The sequence below is a fragment of the Sinomicrobium oceani genome, from assembly GCF_900119185.1.
GTDB lineage: Bacteria > Bacteroidota > Bacteroidia > Flavobacteriales > Flavobacteriaceae > Sinomicrobium > Sinomicrobium oceani.
This window is the reverse complement of record NZ_FPJE01000022.1, coordinates 1-17714: the sequence shown is the minus strand read 5'-3', so window position 1 is coordinate 17714 and position 17714 is coordinate 1. Positions and strand designations below refer to the sequence as shown.

Here is a 17714-nt window from a genome sequence, read left to right as displayed (position 1 = left end):
GCGGCTAAACAGGTTAGGTTGACCGCTAAAGGAAATGGTTTAGCCGTTAAAGGGATTTGTTTAGCAGCATACACAGTCAGGTTGACCGCTAACCAGGTTACTTACGCCGCATACCCAATTGCTTAAGCAGCTAAACAGGTTAGGTTGACCGCTAAAGGGAATGGGTTAGCCGTTAAAGGGATTACGTTAGCGGCTAACCGAACTGCTTTTACCGCTAACCGGGTTACTTACGCTGTATATGTAATTGCTTAAGCAGCTAAACAGGTTAGGTTGACCGCTAAAGGGAATGGGTTAGCTGCTAACCCAAACCGGTTCGGTGTATACCCAATCTCTTAAATGGCACTATTCAGGCTTACCCGGGAATAAATAATCCCCGGGTTTGTTCCACCCTCCCGATGAATACCGGTAGCGCTTCCGGATAATCCGGGCAATGTGTTAACGCGGTCAAAAAAGGTCTCCGGAGAAAATCCGGATAAGATTAAAATTTTAAAAACACCTGCATTCCAGCAAATTGTTTAAAAACACAAACCCAGGCATGTTGTAAAAAATATGCCTGGGTTTTACTATTCATTTTTCCTTCTATTGTATCTCTTAACAATTCCAACAGGAGGGCAGCCGGGTTCCGGTATTGTCCCCGCACCCTAATGTTTCACAGACTAACATAAATGAACCTTCGCATCCAGCGCCCTGGTCTGTTTCGGCCAGATCGCAATCACAGACGGTATGGTTTTGAGTAGTGTCTCCGTCACCGCCCATAATACGGGATGCTTCTTTACCGGACAGCCTGCTGATAGTTTGTTTGTTTAAGCTCAATCTTGCTTTTAGTTGTTTTTTCTTCATGGTGTAAAATTTTAGTTTCCATAAATGTAATAAAAAAAGCGATCTATCCGGAAACACCGGATAAATCGCCTTCATAGTTTTTGATAGAAATATCGGAGCCGCTCCGTTAAGGATTCGGTTCGATCTCTTCATTGGCATTAATCTCCTGGCGGGGAATTGCCCATTGCCAACGCGTATCATCAGGCTCCACTACATAGAGATTGTTAATTACGGTTCTGCTTGTATTGGTGTCGGTTCTGTCCAGCTTTCTTCCCAGACGCTTCAGATCAAAGAACCGGAATCCTTCTCCCCAAAGTTCCATCCTTCGCTGTAGTAATAGCTCTTCGTAATAAGCCTCTCCGGTGGTAGTAAAAGCAAGAAATTCCGGATCTCTTGCGGATACCAGTTCCGCCAATACCAATTTCGATGCGGCTTCCTGATTCATTTTATATTTGGCCTCTGCTTCTATCAGGTACATTTCGGCCGCCCTCATAAAAGGTACATCCCCAATACTTAAAGAAGTAGATGCTGCCATAAATTTCTGGGAAGTATACTCGAATTTCGAAAAATTCGAAGGCAAGTCAAGATCTTCATGCAGACCGGTAGGATCCACTAACTGTTTTCTTACATCACTATCCGGAAATGCATCATACAGTAAAACATTCATTACTTTAGGAGATGTTCTGATCTGCGTGGAAGCATAGTTTCTGGACATAAAGGCCATAAAGTTACCATAACCGTCCGATTGATCCTCCTGAATGTGTATTCCCCACATCCATTCACCATTTTTATAGTCATTAAATCCGGATTTATAATCATCAGCAGACATCAGGGAATACCCTTCACGTGCAGCTTCTGCATAGCTCGCTGCCTTTTCATAATCTTGTTGTACCAAAGCTACCCTTGCCATTATTCCCCGCACATTGGCTACGGAAAAATGAGAATTGTTGGTATGCGTAGTTCCGTCAAGCAATTCTTCCGCTTTCTCCAGATCTTCCCAGACCTGATCATAGACTTCCTGTACTGTTGCTCTTGGTTTGGGATCGTTATCATAACCATCGGTCCTGATCACCACTCCCAATGCGTCATTCGCTTCACCGGCAACATAGCGTTTCCCGAACATCTGAACCAACTGAAAATGCCCGAATGCCCTGTATGCATGAGCTTCTCCGAGTGCTTTGTTTACCAATAGAGGATCGCCTTCTGCTTCTTCTCCGTTAGCCAGGACAATATTTGCGTTTTTAATCATCGAATACCAGAAATCCCAGGGATAGGAAACATAGCTCGACGATTCGTTATCCGTATGCAACCATCGTAACACCGTTACAAACCAACCGTTCCCCGTAGTAGGAAGAATAACATCCTCTCCCATAACATCGGCGTTGATCATCTGCGCGGTGTACCCGTTCTGCCCCTGGCTATCGTTCTGTCTCTTGTACATATTGCGATGCATACCATTTATGGCAGCCATCAGGTTTTCTCCGGAAGAAGCAACCAAATCCTCACTAACTGCATCCGTAGGCTCCACATCCAGAAAATCATTACTGCATGCCCCCATAAAGAGAAGTCCGCTAACAGCAATACAGGATAAATATATTTTGACTTTTTTCATTTTTTAAATTTTTTTACAATTAGAATGACAAATTAAGTCCCAATGCAAGTATTCTTGATGGCGTATAACGGTATGTGGTCGTCCCGTTAAATGACTGTGCCGGTTCCAGACCTACCCTGTCTGTTAAAGAGAAAACATTCTCTGCACTTAAATAGACTTTCAATCCCGAAATTCCGAGTCCTTCTATTTGCGCCGGAGTGAAGTTATATCCTACCGTTGCTGTTTTTAACGTTAGATAACTCGCGTCCGAAAGCCACCTCGAAGATAAAGCCGAAGCACTTGCTACATTCTGGGTACTCATTACCGGTACATCGGTTATATCTCCGGGATTTTTCCACGCTTTGAGCATATCGGTATGCAAAGCATCTCCTTCCGGGGAAGACCCCATAAGCAAACGATAGTTACTATCATAGATCTTTCCTCCTAACTGATATGTAAACAAAGTATTGAGGTAAAACCCTTTGTAAGAGAAATTCGTAGTGAAATATCCTGTAACGTCCGGAATAGCACTTCCGGCATAATCGTATTTCGCATTAGACTGATCTGTGGTCACCATGGTTCCGTCTTCCATAACCCTGGTATTGTCATCAGTAGCGATCTCCGGGTCCTGGACGTATAGAGGGGCACCATCACTCGGATCTACACCATACCAGTTTCTCAGCCAGAAGTCGTACATAGAACGTCCTTCTGCCAATCTCTTCGTGCCATTGATAATTTCTTCCTGCGGGAGCTCTATCATTTTATTTTTATACAGCGATGCGGAAACGGAAAGATCCCATCTAAATTCCTGGTGTCTCACGAGTGCAAAGTTCAATAAAAACTCCCATCCGGTATTCTGCATAATTCCTATGTTGTCATAATAACCGTTTCCGGGAACACCTGCAGAGCCCGGAGTCGGGATTTCGAAGATCATATCTTTCGTTCTTCGCTTAAAATATTCGGCTGAACCTGTTATCCTGTCATCCAGAAGACCAAATTCCAGCCCGACATCAAACTGGTCATTCGATTCCCAGGTCAGGTTTCTGTTCCCTACCTGGGTATAATAAACACCGGGTTCTCCTGCGTTGAAATAGCCCCCCAAATTGTACAGATTCAAATCCGCCTGCCAGCCCGGATCTGCTCCGATACCTCCGTCATTCCCCACCTGTCCGTACGACGTACGGAATTTGAGGAAGGTAATCTCTTTGATACCGGATAGAAAATCTTCCCTGCTTATATTCCATCCCAAACCGGCTGACCAGAACGTACCTTTATTCTCCTGATCACTGAATCTGGAAGTTGCGTCATTCCTTGCTGATAGCGAAGCAATATACTTACCATCAAAATCATAGTTCAAACGGGCAAACCAGGATTCTTTGTTTAACCTTCTATCATAACTATTTAAGCTTGTGGTGGTAAGAAAATTGGAAAACTCATAAATTCCGTTTACTACCTGTTCGATTTTTCTTTGATATTGGTAGTCATATTTATATTCAAAAGACTCATGTCCTATCAAAGCACCGAAATTATGCTGCCCGAAGGACTTCTTATAGTTCAATAACTGGTTTAACGTTACCCCGGTGTACTTGTATTCTGTTCTTGACAGGGCTCCGGTCTCATAAGCATCTCCAATAACTTTATTCGAATAATAGTCATATCCCTGATTTCTTACATCATAGGTAGCATTGGTTGTAAAAGTCAAATCTTCGGTGAGTTTAAACTCTGCAAAAACGCGAGACATAATACTGTTCGCTTCCAGATACCTTCTGTTCAGTAATGTTTCCTGAATAACATTCCGGCCTACACTTGCTCCGGCACCCCGGCCGCGGGTTTCTACTCCGTCATACACTCGTTTCCCCTCCTCATCATATACAGGGTTTCCTTCGGCATCATATAAGTACGGAGAATAGATAGGTCCCATACCCCTGGTAAAATAGAACGGGTTGATATAAGAGCTTCCTCCTTCGCTTTCCGCCTGGTTACTCTGAGAGATATTTCCGTTCAACGAAACTCCGAGTTTAAGCCAGTCGGTAACCTGTCTGTCCGTAGAAACTCTCGCTGTGAATCTTTCGAAACCTGTTCTTATTGCATATCCTTCTTCTTTATTATAGGAAACCGAACTGAAGAAGTTTCCTGTATCTGTCGTATTTCCGTAGCTCAGGTCGTAGCGCTGGATAATCCCTGTTCGGGTCACCGCATCTTCCCAGTCAAAATCATTGTAGAGTTTAGAAGCGGCCGGATTCAGCGCCCCGTCTAAGACAACTTCGTCATCCGCTACATTATAGATATTGTTCTTAAGATTATCACTGATCAGTTCGCTGGAAGCATAGGCATTGGCTTCCTCTATGGTAGCTCCGGAAGTGCTTGCCAGATATCCGTTGCGCATGGAGTTCCATGTGAGAACGTAATAGTCATCGGCATTTACACGGTCATATTGCGGGATACCTCTGGTAACCATCCCTGTAAACGCATTAAAGTTGAACGTTCCCTTACCCCTTTTACCTCCTTTTTTGGAAGTTATTAATACGACACCGTTCGCTGCTGCAGCTCCGTACAGGGAGGTTGCAGATGCATCTTTCAGAACATTCAGAGATTCGATATCATTAGGGTTCAGATCGGAAAGATCTCCTGTAAAAACAGCTCCGTCCAGGATATAGAGCGGAGAATTCGAAAGGTTATAGGAAGATACCCCCCTTATCCTTACGCTAAGACCACTTCCGGGCTGCCCGGAAGCAGTGGCTACCTGTACACCGGGTACATTACCGTCCAATGCTTTAGCGATGTTGGTCAGCGGTCTGTCCTCGATCATCTCGGATTTTATGGAGGTATTCGAACCTACCATGGTTTCCTTATCCTGAACGCCATATGCCACTACTACAACCTCTTCCAGCGCCTGGGCATCCTCTTCCATCTGAAGGTCGACGACTCCCGATGCTCCTACCCTTACATCTACGGTTTTTTGTCCGACATAAGAAAAGCTAAGAACCTGTCCCTGCTTGGCTGCAATCGTATATTTTCCGTCAAAATCAGTCTGTGTACCGATAGTGCTACCTTTTACCACAATATTTACTCCCGGCAACGGTATACCATCTTCATCGGTAACCGTACCACGTACGACATCCTGCATGGCAGTCCTTAATCCTCTTGCGGTTTCCGCAAGCAGTGTATTTACATGTTCTATTTCTTTACGGGCGCTTTTTTCCTCGGCCTCTTTGATAAGATCCTCAATCATCTTCACCGCATAGGTATCTCCTTTAGGGAAAAGTACGATCTGATTCTTCACCACTTTAAAATCGATTTCCATATCGGTAAGCAACTTCTCCATGGTTTCTTCAAGCGCTGCATTATCGATATTAATGCTCACAATTTTGGATACATCGACTAAACGTGAATTGTAGAAAAAATGATAATTGGTTCTTTTTTCAATGGCCGAAAGAACTTCGGAGAGATGCTGTCTTTCCATTCGCAATGTAATATTTTGCGCACGAACATTTGAAGCCAATAACTCCCCGATTGTAAGACATACTAACACGACATAGATCTTCATTACCCTGATCATTGGTCCTACGGGTATTTTTGCGGCAAGAGAATGCCAATACCCATAAAACGGTTTAAAACGATAGTTTTTTTTCATACTTTTAAACGTTTTTTTGATTAAACAAGACTGGTTTTAGTTCAATTAAACACTCAACGGGAAGAAGGTGTTGCCGCACCTTCTTCTTTATTTTTATCCTAATCCAGGATTATTTTTTGACCTTCTTTACGATAGGTAATAGGAGATGATATTTTTAATACCCTAAGAACTTCGTCTATACTGAGATTATCAAATGTCCCCGTATAGAGGTATTCGTAAAGACCATCGGAACGAACTTCGAACAGCACATCATATTTACGTTCCAGATCTTCCAGTACATTTTCGAGAGGTGTCTCCCGGAAAATCAGTTTTCCTTCTTTCCAGGGAGCAGCTTCTTCACGCGAAACACTTTTTATTTCCAGTTGCTTATCGCTCTTTCCGAGAGAAGCAGTCTGTAAGGGCTCTAACCTTACCGGCGATATATAAGTTCCCTGTATTTCTACCGAGCCGTGAACCAATGTGGTTTGTATTTCGGAATCTTCCGAATATGACCGTACATTGAAGGAGGTTCCGAGTACTTTAATACTCATATCATCCGCATGGACGATAAACGGACGTGTGGTGTCCCGCACCACATCAAAATAAGCTTCCCCGTAGAGATATACTTCCCGCACATCGTCATTGAACGTCTTGCTGTAATTCAACTCACTGTCGGCATTGAGGACCACATGAGTACCATCGGGTAAAACAATGTCTTTACTGGCGCCTTTCGGTGTCACAACCGTGACCATAGCCATACTTTCCGGAACTATAGTATTGCTGATATTCGTTTCCCTGGTAAAGAAGAAAAAATATCCAAGTAAGCCTATGGCAGCAACAGCTATCCCCGACCTTATTTTCCTGTTTCTTTGTTTTCTTTTCCCGCTCTTACGAACCTTGCGATAGGCCTTTTCTACATCGAGAGCCTGCGAATTAAATCCGGAAGCCGTGTACTCTGCTTTGAGTACGGCATATCGCTGCCTGTTTTTTTCGGACTTGTTAATCCAGGAAACAACGGTCTGTTTTTCCTCCCCGGTTAACTCGTCTTTTATATATTTTAATAAAGTATCTTCCCCCATACTTTTACAAAATGTGTTAAGTTTATATTAATAAGACGTTAAAAAGATCATCCACCCTGAGTTTAATTTTACTTTTTTCAGGATTTTCTTTAAAAACCTTGAATTTTCAGAATTTTATAAAAAAGAGAGGGGGTTTTTGACAATTGGAAATATGGACCCTGTTTATCCCGCTTCATGATATATTTTCAGAATCGTATGGTAAGTGCTTCAACGATAACTTTCTTCCGGTAACGGCATAGATAAGATGTAGCGTTATAAAAAGAAGTAGGACCCCGGTATTTCCGGCCCGGTTACACCAAGAAGAAACTCAAAGCGGAGTGTAAATATAAAAATATATAATACCAGTGATTCCCTATAGCACTATAATCCGAAGAAGGGGAAAATACACATAAACTCTTTAAGGTGAAAGCGCATATGCTTCAAGGCTTTGGTCATATGACTTTCTACTGTTTTCACCGAAATTTCAAGTTCCCGCGCCGTTTCTTTATAATTCAGCCCGTCTACCTTGGTCTTCAGAAAAACCATCTTGCAGGTTTTGGGAAGTAATGCTACTGCTTCTTCTATGCGTTTTTCCAGTTCTTCCTCGAGCAGGAAAGAAGCTCCTTCATCCTGAAGGGCCTTAAAATTGATCTTGTCTTCCTCCAAAAGGATTTCATCCTCTATGGAAATAATTTTTCTCGGTTTGCGCAGGATATCCAGGCACCTGTTTTTGGTCATTTTGAACAGATACCCTCCGATATTATCCTTTACGCGAATATCTTTCCGTTTATCCCACAAAGAAATAAAAACCCCCTGTACGACCTCTTCCGCGGAGAAATCATCCCTGAGATAAGATTTCGCAATGAGAAACAGATTATTCGCATACAGGCGATACAGTGTTTCAAAAGCTTTCTCGTCTCCCCGTTTTACCAGGAAAATCAGATTATTTGTGTTAGTTTTGCGCAATGGAGAAACCTGTTTTAACAGCTATTTTTTCCGGTTTTTAAAACTACGAAAAACTTAATATTGCTATCTCATTTTCGTACTATCTTTTTTAGCAAAAACATCATGGAGCAATTTGAGAGATTACAAAAATAGATTCTTTTTTATCAAAAACAGGTGAAGAACTATATTTTTTGTTTCGAAAATCCATAAGTCCCGACTTTATTCCGGGGGTAATAATTTTTAACTTAACTTTACTTTTTTGTTTTTCTGCCGTAAACCATCCCGGGATAAGCCCTGTGTATTCCTGTACTGATGACGGCATTAACACACCTTCTGACGTCCATAAATATTTCTGCTTTCCGCAAACTTGCGGTATGTGATATATCTATGTTATTAATTGAGAAGAAAAACTTATGAAAGTACTCATCGTAGAAGACAACAAAGAGCTTTCGGAAAGTCTTAATGATTTTCTTGTCGGGGAAAGATTTATCTGTGAATGTGCGGACAGTGTGAACAGTGCCCGCGAAAAACTGTTGTCTTACAGTTACGACTGTATCCTTCTGGACATCATGCTCCCGGACGGTAACGGACTGGATCTGCTTCGTTTTATACAACTCGAAAAAATCAATAGCGGAGTACTTATCGTATCCGCAAAAGATGCGCTCGACGACAAGATATCCGGACTCGAAAGCGGGGGAGATGATTATATTACCAAACCATTTCACCTCCCCGAACTGCATGCAAGACTACGGGCGGTGTACCGCAGAAAAAAAACAGATGGCACCAACCTGATAGCCTGCAACGAAATTACGCTCGACACGGACACCATGGAAATCTTTGTCTGTAATACCAGACTGGAAGTGACCCCAAAAGAATTCGACCTGTTGCATTATTTCATCGTCAATAAAAACAGGGTACTATCCAGGCAATCCATCGCCACCCATCTCTGGGGCGATTATACCGATAATCTGCCCAATTTCGATTTTATTTACCAGCACATAAAAAACCTTCGGAAAAAGATCAGTGCATGCGGCGGGGCCGATTACATCGAAACCATATACGGGTTGGGATACAAGTTTAACACTTCCGGAATATGAAATTGCTCAATAAAATATCGCTGTGGTTTATCGGCGTGGTGCTGCTCATCACCCCTATCAGCATGTATATCGGACTGCTCAACATTAAAAAGGCCATGGATCAGGCCGAAATAAACCGAATGACCGCAGCTAACGACCAGGCAGCCGTTCTTCTGAAAGCCGGAAATACGGATAGCCAATTTACCCAGGGACGCCCTATCCTAATCCGGAAAATAAACGCTCCGCTACCTGAAAACCGGGTGCAAATAGAGGAAAGCTACAAACATACTGATGAAAACGGCAAAAAGGAATGCCTCATCCGGGTAAACTCCTATTACCAGATAGCCGGGCAAAATTACCAGATATCGTCCTACGACTACGTCACCAAGGCCGATGAGATCCTATCCGGAATGCTACATTCCATATTCTGGAAAATGTTACTGGTTATCCTGTCCCTGCTGTTGTGTGCCCGGATACTTTCGCGGTATATCTTTACCCCTTTTCGCCATACGATGAAAGCCATCAAGCACTTCAGTATCAAAGAAAAAACACCACTCCGACTGCAACATACCAATACGAAGGAATTTCGGGAACTCAACATATTCCTGGAGAAAATGACCGATAAAGCTATAGAAGACTATACTTCCGTAAAAGAATTCAGTGAAAATGCCTCGCATGAATTACAGACTCCCCTTGCGGTACTGAGAAGCAAAATGGAACTCCTGACCGAAACCAGGATCGACGCATCCCAGGCCGGGCTCATTGAGGAAATGTACAAAGCTATAGACAAACTTTCCCTGATCAACAGATCACTGCTCTTCCTGACCAAACTGGAAAATCACGAATTCGACACCTCCGAATTACTCGATTTCAGAATTTCCTGCCAGGAAGTACTCCACACCTACGAAGAGCGTACGGCCCTCAAAAAACTACAGGTCACTACGGTATTTCCGGATCAGGTACCTCTTAAAATCCATCCGGTTCTGGCCGAAATACTCTTATCCAACCTCTTCAGTAATGCCATCAGGCATAACAACGAAAACGGGCATATTAAAATATCGCTTACCCGCGACCGGCTGATCATGCAGAACACCGGTACACCCCCGGCTATTCCCACGGAAGAACTCTTTATGCGTTTTAAAAAAGGGGATCAGTGCAATTCCGGTATAGGCCTTGGGCTTTCTATCGTGAAACAAATATGTCAGTTACATCATTTCACGGTCACATACACCTATAATAAAGGATGGCACACCCTTAGTATATATTTCAACAAACACACAGAAAACAAGGAAGCACTTCCCGAAAAGCAGGAAGAAGACCTGCATATTCCGGCAGCTGTTTCCTGATCTGAAAATCTCAGAAAGTTCTTATGGTTTTAATGCCGCTGCGAAAGATATCTTACCGAAGATCGTACAAAAAAAGGAGACGATGTATCCGGCAAAAGGGCTTTCGTTTTGTTTCAAAATCATCAAAAATTGCGATAAAAAAACCGTAATTCCCTAAAAATTCCTGCAGACCCGAGGTTCTTCAAATTTACTTCAGAATGATGTTTTTCATTTACGGTTCCAAAACCATATTAATCATCATTCGTAATGTACAACGTTTACCTCCCTGACAAGGGAAAGTTAGTTCTTTTACTGGTCTTTTCCGTGCTTTCCACGGTTTCTGCACAGGAAATACTGCCTTTGCGGGAAGCCGTTTCCCTCGCTGTAGAAAATTACGGAAGTATCAAAGCCAAAAATGCTTATCTGAAAGCCACACAAAGCCTGGAAAAAGAGGCACACAGGGCTTATCTTCCCGACATAAACCTCGGTGCCCGTAACGATTACGGAACCATAAACGGGCTTTATGGTCCTTCTTTCGGTTTCGGAGGATCCGGACTGGCCTCTTCCGGTCCGGTTTACGAAGAAGAAAACTGGAATGCAGCTTTCGGTTCCCTGTACTTCGCGAGTTTTAACTGGGAAGTCTTTGCCTTCGGTAAAGCCCGGCAACGAAACCGTACCGCGGCCGCGGCCACAGCGCGGGATTCCAGGGACCGGATACAGGAAATCTTCCGACATAAAATAAAAGTCGCAGCAGCTTATCTTCAGGTTGTAGCCGCCCAGCAGCTTATGCTGTCTTACGAGAAAAACCTGGAACGCGCAGAAACCTTTCGCAATATCGTGGCAGCACGTACCAAAAGCGGACTCATTGCCGGAGTTGATTCGCTCCAGGCCAACGCCGCGTATTCCAACGCCAGAATCACACTGACCAAAGCCATAGATTACAGGCAGGAACAAAGCAATAACCTCGCTGTTCTTATGGGGGTCGTTGCGCGCGACTTTAAACCTGACACCCTTTTTATTTCAAGGATTCCAATGACTTTTAATCCTGAGGGAGCCCCCCTGAAACATGCAGAACATCCCGTATTACAATGGTATGAAAGCCGTGCAGCATACAGTGATGCCCGTGCCCGATTTCTCAAAGCTTCATTACTGCCTTCGGTAAACTTCGTCGGTGTTATACAAACCAGAGGTTCGGGTTTTTTTCATGATTATGCTACCACGGGAAACTTTACCCAAAACTACTGGGACGGCATAGAACCCAACAGAAGTAATTATCTCCTCGGTATCGGGATCAACTGGAATATTACGGAACCCTTCCGGGGATCGCAACGGGTAAAAGCCCAGAAATATATCAGTCAGGCCTTTCGGGAAGAATACAAACGCAGTGAACAGGAAATTGAAGCGCAACTGAACTATGCGGAACAAAAGATCGGCAATGCACTGGACAACTACCGGGAAGCCCCCGTACAGGTCGATGCCGCCCAACAGGCCTATCACCGCCAGACCGTGTTGTACGAAAACGGGCTGACCGACCTCAATACGGTCACCCAGGCCCTGTATGCCCTTGTACGTGCTGAAACCGACAGGGATATCGCTTACAACAATGTCTGGCAGGCCCTGTTACTGAAAGCTGCAGCCACAGGAGATTTCAGTTTGTTCGAAGACCAGTTATAACCACCTATATCAAAAAAAAACATGAATCTGATACGTTTCGCCTTACGAAAACCGATTACCATTCTCGTTCTGGTCATTACGCTTTTCTTTTTCGGGATCAAAGCGGTCAACGATATTAAAATAGATATATTCCCGAAACTCGATATGCCGGTGATCTACGTCTCTCATCCGTTCGGAGGATATACACCGGAGCAGATGGAATCCTTTTTCGCCAAAAGCTACATCAACATCTTTCTCTTCGTCAACGGGGTAAAGAGTATTGAAACAAAAAATATCCAGGGACTCACCCTGATGAAGATCAATTTCTATCCCGGTACCGACATGGCACAGGCCGCCGCCGAAGTCAGTGCCTTCTCCAACCGTATCCAGGCTGCTTTTCCGCCCGGCTCCAACCCGCCGTTTATCATCCGTTTTGATGCTTCCACGCTACCTGTAGGACAGCTGGTGCTGAGCAGTGAACAACGGAGCAATAACGAGCTGCTGGATATGGCCAATATTTACGTCAGATCTACTTTCACCGCTATTCCCGGTCTGGTTTCTTCGCCTCCTTTCGGAGGGAATGTCAGAACTGTAGTAATTAAAGCCGATCCGGAACTGCTCCGCCGGCAAAACATGACGCCCGACCAGCTCGTACAGGCATTACGCCTGAACAATCAGACCGCCCCTTCCGGTAATGTCCGGATAGGAGATAAAAACTATATCACCCCGGCCAATACCACCATACGTTCCATCAGAGATTTCGAAGACATTCCGCTGTTCAAGGGTAGTGTCGGCAATATCTATCTCAGGGATGTGGCTACGGTCGAAGACGGTGCGGATGTCACTTCCGGGTACGCCCTGGTAAACGGACGCAGATCGGTATACCTCAGTATTGCCAAAAGTGCGGATGCCTCTACGTGGGAAGTCACACAAAACCTCAAAAAGGCTATTCCCCGCATACAACAGCAACTGCCCGAAGACGTACATCTCAGTTATGAATTTGATCAGTCTGCCTATGTGATGAATTCTGTGGAGAGCCTGCTGCACGAAGGTGTTATCGGTGCTGTTCTCACCGGACTTATGGTATTGCTGTTCCTCGGAGATATCCGGGGTGCGCTTATCGTTATCCTGACCATACCGGCATCCGTGATCTCTGCCATTCTCTTCCTGAATCTTTTCGGACAGACGATTAATATCATGACCCTGAGCGGCCTTGCATTGGCCATAGGGATCCTGGTTGATGAGAGTACGGTAACCATAGAAAATATTCACCAGCATCTGGACATGGGGAAACCCAAGGCGCTGGCTATCTGGGACGCCTGTAAAGAGATCGCCTTCCCGAAACTACTTATCCTGTTGTGTATTCTTGCTGTGTTTGCCCCCGCATTTACCATGGGAGGTATCCCCGGGTCGCTCTTCCTGCCGCTGGCACTGGCCATCGGTTTCAGTATGATCATATCGTATTTCCTGGCCCAGACCTTCGTTCCGATCATGGCCAACTGGCTGATGAAAGTAAAGCACCATTACCATCCCGGTGGTGAGGAGCTCACGGATACGGAAGCGTATACCCTGGCCGGTCTCAATGCGGAAGGAGAATCCAATACCTGGAACCAGAAAGCCGAACTGGTACAGCGCGAAGACAGTAACCGGGATGGCCGCATCAGCCGTTTCGAACGTTTCCGGATGCGCTATCTGCGTTTTATAGAGCGTATGCTTCCTTATCGCAAGGTCATTGTCAGCGGATATGTGATCATCATCGGTTTGCTCGCTTTCCTCCTCCTTAATAGTATTGGCCGTGATGTACTTCCAAAAGTCAACGGGAGTCAGTTTCAGGTGAGATTACGTATGCCCGACGGCACCCGTATAGAACGCAATGAAAAGGAAACCATAAAACTGATAAAGGGTATCGAAGATCTCGTCGGCAAAGAGCATGTGGCGATCACCTCGGCCTACGTAGGGCTTCATCCGCAATTATTTTCCATAAGCCCCATTTTTCTCTGGGTGGCAGGTCCGCATGAGTCTGTTCTCCAGGTAGCCCTTAAGGAAGGCGCCCATGAAGACATGGACCTTCTTAAAGACCGTATACGGGAAATGGCAGGCAAGGTTACCCCGGAAATGACACTCTCCTTCGAACCCATCGAACTTACCGATAAGATACTGAGCCAGGGTTCACCTACTCCTATTGAAGTTCGATTTTCCGGAAGGAACAAAAGACTTAACGAACGATATGCGAAAAAAATGGTGGAAACTCTCAAAAAGATCGACTACCTGCGTGATGTTCAGATCGGGCAATCCATCAATTACCCCGCCATTCGCATTAATATAGACCGCGTAAGGGCTGCACAGCTCGGGGTAGATATCAACGATGTTTCCCGTTCCCTGATCGCATCCACATCATCCTCGCGCTTTACGGAAAAAAACGTCTGGATCGACGAAAAAGCCGGGTACAGCTACAGCGTACAGGTGCAGGTTCCGGAGAACAAGATGACAGATCAGCAACAAATCCTGGAGATTCCCCTAAAACAAAATGCCTCCAGGCCCGTGCTGGGCGATATAGCCACGCTGTCCGAAGGACATAGTTATGGCGAAACGGATAATCTCGGGGCAATGCCAACACTTACCGTAACAGCAAATACAGATCATAAAGACCTTGCCAGTGCTGCAGAAGATGTAAAAAAAGCCATTGCTTCCATGGGCGAACTTCCCCGGGGGCTCCAGGTAGATCTCATCGGGATGAGTGACACCATGGAGGAAACAATGAGTAGTCTCGAAAGCGGCCTTCTCGTAGCCGTTGTGGTCATATTCCTTATGCTTGCGGCCAACTTTCAGTCGTTCCGCGTATCGGCCATCGTACTGGCTACGGTCCCTGCCGTACTCCTGGGATCGCTGGTATTGCTCATGCTTTGCGGATCTACACTGAACCTGCAGTCTTATATGGGGATTATCATGTCTGTGGGGGTATCCATTTCCAATGCTGTTTTACTGATAACCAATGCCGAACAGATCCGTATGGAGTCGGGCGATGCTTTCGCTGCGGCAAAACAGGCTGCAGCCCTGCGGCTGCGCCCCATACTCATGACGGCCCTGGCCATGGTCGTAGGGATGATCCCCATGGCTATCGGGATCGGTGAGGCGGGAGATCAGTCTTCTCCCCTGGGAAGAGCCGTAATCGGCGGGTTGGCAGCCTCTACCTTCGCAGCGTTGCTCGTGTTGCCGCTGGCCTTTGCCTGGGGACAAGGCAAAGCCTCCACACAAAGCCCTTCGCTCGATCCCGAAGACGAAGCGAGTATCCACTATACAAAACTCTCCAAATAACACCGCAACATGCAGTATCCATATCATAAAATATCACGTTTTTTCTTTATTCGTTACACTATGAAACGTACCCATCATTCTTTTCTCATCACGCTGTGCCTCATGCTTATTCTGCAAGCATGCGGACACGGAGATACCGATAAAAACAACGGGAAGGAGACCACTTCCGCAGATGGTCCCGAAGCATTTCTGCTGTCGCCCGACAGTTTGTCTTCCACCATACGCATTCCCGGAGAACTCAGGGCCTACCAGGAGGTGGATCTCTATGCCAAGGTCAACAGCTTTATCAAAACCCTGAAAGTCGATATCGGCAATGAGGTAAAAACCGGGCAATTACTGGCTGTACTCGAAGCCCCGGAGATCAATTCGCAACTGGCAGCAGCCGAATCGCGCCTCAAGTCGCGCGAAGCTGTGTACATCTCCAGCAAAGCCACATATAACCGGTTGCTGGAAACCAGTAAAACCCCCGGAACAGTTTCCCGCAACGATCTGGATATCGCATTTGCACAACAGGAATCGGATCTCGCACAACTGGAAGCCGCCAGGGCCAATCACCGAGAGATTATCGTCAACCGGGATTACCTGCAGATCAAAGCTCCGTTCGACGGGGTTATTACCGCACGCAATGTAAGCCCGGGCGCGTATGTAGGGCCTTCCGGAAGAGGTTCCGAGCAACCCATATTTACCTTACACGAACAGAAAAACCTTCGCCTGGTCGTCAATGTTCCCGAAGGGTACATCAGTTACCTTTCGCCACAAAGCACCATATCGTTTACCGTTAAATCCCTGCCTAACCTTCATTTCGAAGCTAAAGTCTCCCGGCTTGCCGGTGCACTCGATAACCGTCTGCGCTCCCAGCGATCGGAAATGGATGTCGAAAATCACGGGAACCTACTCCTCCCCGGCATGGTGGCCGAGGTATCCATTCCCGTCAAATCGAGACCGGGATCTTTCGTAGTCCCGTCTTCCGCAGTCCTGAATTCTACCGAAGGTATGTATGTCGTGAAACTTACCGACGGAAAAATAATCTGGGTCCCGGTGGCCGTCGGAGGTAACGGGAACGGAAAAACAGAGGTTTTCGGAGAGCTTCATCAAAAAGATACGTTGATCTTACGGGCAAGTGAAGAGTTTAGAAACCAGGCCGATGTAGAAGGGTATCCGGTTATCAAATAAATAAAACCGGCATTGTTTCTATTAAAATAATTATCTATATTTGCAGCCGATTTCAAATCAACCTCTGGCGAGAGACGTGAATGTTGCTTTGAAGAAACCGTTTTTTATAAAAAATATAACCATGGAAGATCTGGTAAAATTTGTCCAGGACGAATTTGTTACAACAAAAGATTTCCCGGAATTCTCAGCCGGAGACACGATTACTGTGTATTATGAAATTAAAGAAGGTGAAAAAACCCGTACGCAGTTTTTTAAAGGAGTAGTTATTCAAAGAAGAGGTAGCGGTGCTTCCGAAACCTTTACTATCCGTAAAATGTCCGGTACTGTAGGTGTAGAACGTATTTTTCCTGTCAATATGCCTGCCCTTCAGAAAGTTGAAGTAAACAAAAAAGGTAAAGTACGAAGAGCACGTATATTCTACTTCAGAGGTCTTCGTGGTAAGAAAGCAAGGATTAAAGAGATCCGAGGCTAATTTACCCTTACCGAAAGTATTAAAGGTCATCCCAGGATGGCCTTTTTTTATGAACTATTGTTAATAAGTACAGTTCATAAACTGTTGATTTTTAACTCCCTGTTTTCTTTTTTTTCTTCTTTTATTTTTGTACTTTTATACGACCTTGAATGCAAAAAGGTTCTTGTACTAAAGGTAATTTTTAAGCAACGTCTCGAAAAACTACTGCTGTGATATACAGTACAAGGGTTTGACAGAAAGTTAAGAGTAAAATCTTATGCCGGAAGGATGGACAAAAGTATTGTATATCCGAGTAGGACGTTTAAAAATGCCAGGGAAACACCAATAACAGTTCGACTGTTTGTTTCCCGGGAGAAATTATTGAGCGGAAAGGCAACAGGAGTTTGCAAACCCGGAAAAATACCGGGGGACAAAAAGACCCGAACAATGATTTCCGAAAGCCATGTCAACGCGAAATACGCTGATATGGCTTTTGTTTTTGTCCTTATTCCGGATGGCCTTCTCTGACCGCCCCTTGCAGTATCCGGGATCATTCCCATTTGTTGTGGACTACGCAAAAATTCTGGATAATCTAAATAGGAAAAACTCAGTATTCTTCACCCCTCTAAATTGTGCTCTAAAGGCTTTTATTTTGGCATTAAAGGATTCTGCTGAGGCATTGGTACTTCTGTTTA

At 44.9% G+C, this 17714-nt stretch carries 12 protein-coding genes; 6 read left to right on the top strand and 6 right to left on the bottom strand.

The genetic code is table 11. The features are described from left to right. Nucleotides 1–591: 591 nt before the first annotated feature. The 5 genes from BT112_RS16770 to BT112_RS16750 all read right to left on the bottom strand — a co-directional run bounded on the left by BT112_RS16770 (nucleotide 592) and on the right by BT112_RS16750 (nucleotide 8047). A complete protein-coding gene (locus tag BT112_RS16770) occupies nucleotides 592–840 on the bottom strand; it encodes a class I lanthipeptide (protein ID WP_139276285.1) in 249 nt (82 codons plus the stop codon). Between the two features lie 106 nt (nucleotides 841–946). Beyond that, the gene (locus BT112_RS16765) at nucleotides 947–2431 is read right to left on the bottom strand and encodes a RagB/SusD family nutrient uptake outer membrane protein (RefSeq protein ID WP_072318540.1); all 1485 of its coding nucleotides are present in this window, start codon (nucleotides 2429–2431) and stop codon (nucleotides 947–949) included. Nucleotides 2432–2450: 19 nt separating this feature from the next. After that, nucleotides 2451–6044, bottom strand: coding sequence for a SusC/RagA family TonB-linked outer membrane protein (locus BT112_RS16760; RefSeq protein WP_245777059.1), 3594 nt, complete (start codon nucleotides 6042–6044; stop codon nucleotides 2451–2453). Nucleotides 6045–6142: 98 nt separating this feature from the next. Beyond that, nucleotides 6143–7102 carry a FecR family protein gene (locus BT112_RS16755; RefSeq protein WP_072318539.1) on the bottom strand — a complete coding sequence of 320 codons (960 nt, stop codon included), beginning with the start codon at nucleotides 7100–7102 and terminating at the stop codon, nucleotides 6143–6145. Nucleotides 7103–7462: 360 nt separating this feature from the next. Next, nucleotides 7463–8047, bottom strand: coding sequence for an RNA polymerase sigma factor (locus tag BT112_RS16750; protein ID WP_072318538.1), 585 nt, complete (start codon nucleotides 8045–8047; stop codon nucleotides 7463–7465). A 392-nt stretch (nucleotides 8048–8439) separates the two neighbouring features. Here BT112_RS16750 and BT112_RS16740 point away from each other — a divergent pair, with 392 nt between their 5' ends. The 6 genes from BT112_RS16740 (at nucleotide 8440) to rplS (ending at nucleotide 17040) form a co-directional block, all read left to right on the top strand. Next, on the top strand, nucleotides 8440–9123 hold the full coding sequence (locus tag BT112_RS16740; RefSeq protein ID WP_072318536.1) for a response regulator transcription factor: 684 nt from the start codon (nucleotides 8440–8442) through the stop codon (nucleotides 9121–9123). Beyond that, nucleotides 9120–10448 (top strand): sensor histidine kinase, encoded by a 1329-nt coding sequence (locus tag BT112_RS16735; RefSeq protein ID WP_072318535.1) that lies wholly within the window; start codon nucleotides 9120–9122, stop codon nucleotides 10446–10448. The genes BT112_RS16740 and BT112_RS16735 overlap by 4 nt, the downstream gene beginning before the upstream one ends. A gap of 246 nt (nucleotides 10449–10694) precedes the next feature. Continuing rightward, complete coding sequence (locus BT112_RS16730; RefSeq protein ID WP_072318534.1) at nucleotides 10695–12101, top strand: TolC family protein; 1407 nt, start codon at nucleotides 10695–10697, stop codon at nucleotides 12099–12101. 21 nt (nucleotides 12102–12122) lie between these two features. Further along, a complete protein-coding gene (locus BT112_RS16725) occupies nucleotides 12123–15395 on the top strand; it encodes an efflux RND transporter permease subunit (protein WP_072318533.1) in 3273 nt (1090 codons plus the stop codon). A gap of 60 nt (nucleotides 15396–15455) precedes the next feature. Then, on the top strand, nucleotides 15456–16568 hold the full coding sequence (locus BT112_RS16720) for an efflux RND transporter periplasmic adaptor subunit (RefSeq protein WP_072318532.1): 1113 nt from the start codon (nucleotides 15456–15458) through the stop codon (nucleotides 16566–16568). A 121-nt stretch (nucleotides 16569–16689) separates the two neighbouring features. Continuing rightward, entirely contained in the window at nucleotides 16690–17040 is a 351-nt protein-coding gene (rplS, locus tag BT112_RS16715; protein ID WP_072318531.1) for a 50S ribosomal protein L19, read from the top strand. A gap of 549 nt (nucleotides 17041–17589) precedes the next feature. On the opposite strand, the gene BT112_RS22125 is transcribed toward rplS, so the two are convergent. Then, nucleotides 17590–17714 (bottom strand): transposase (locus BT112_RS22125; protein WP_139276284.1); only part of this gene is annotated, 125 nt, incomplete at its 5' end.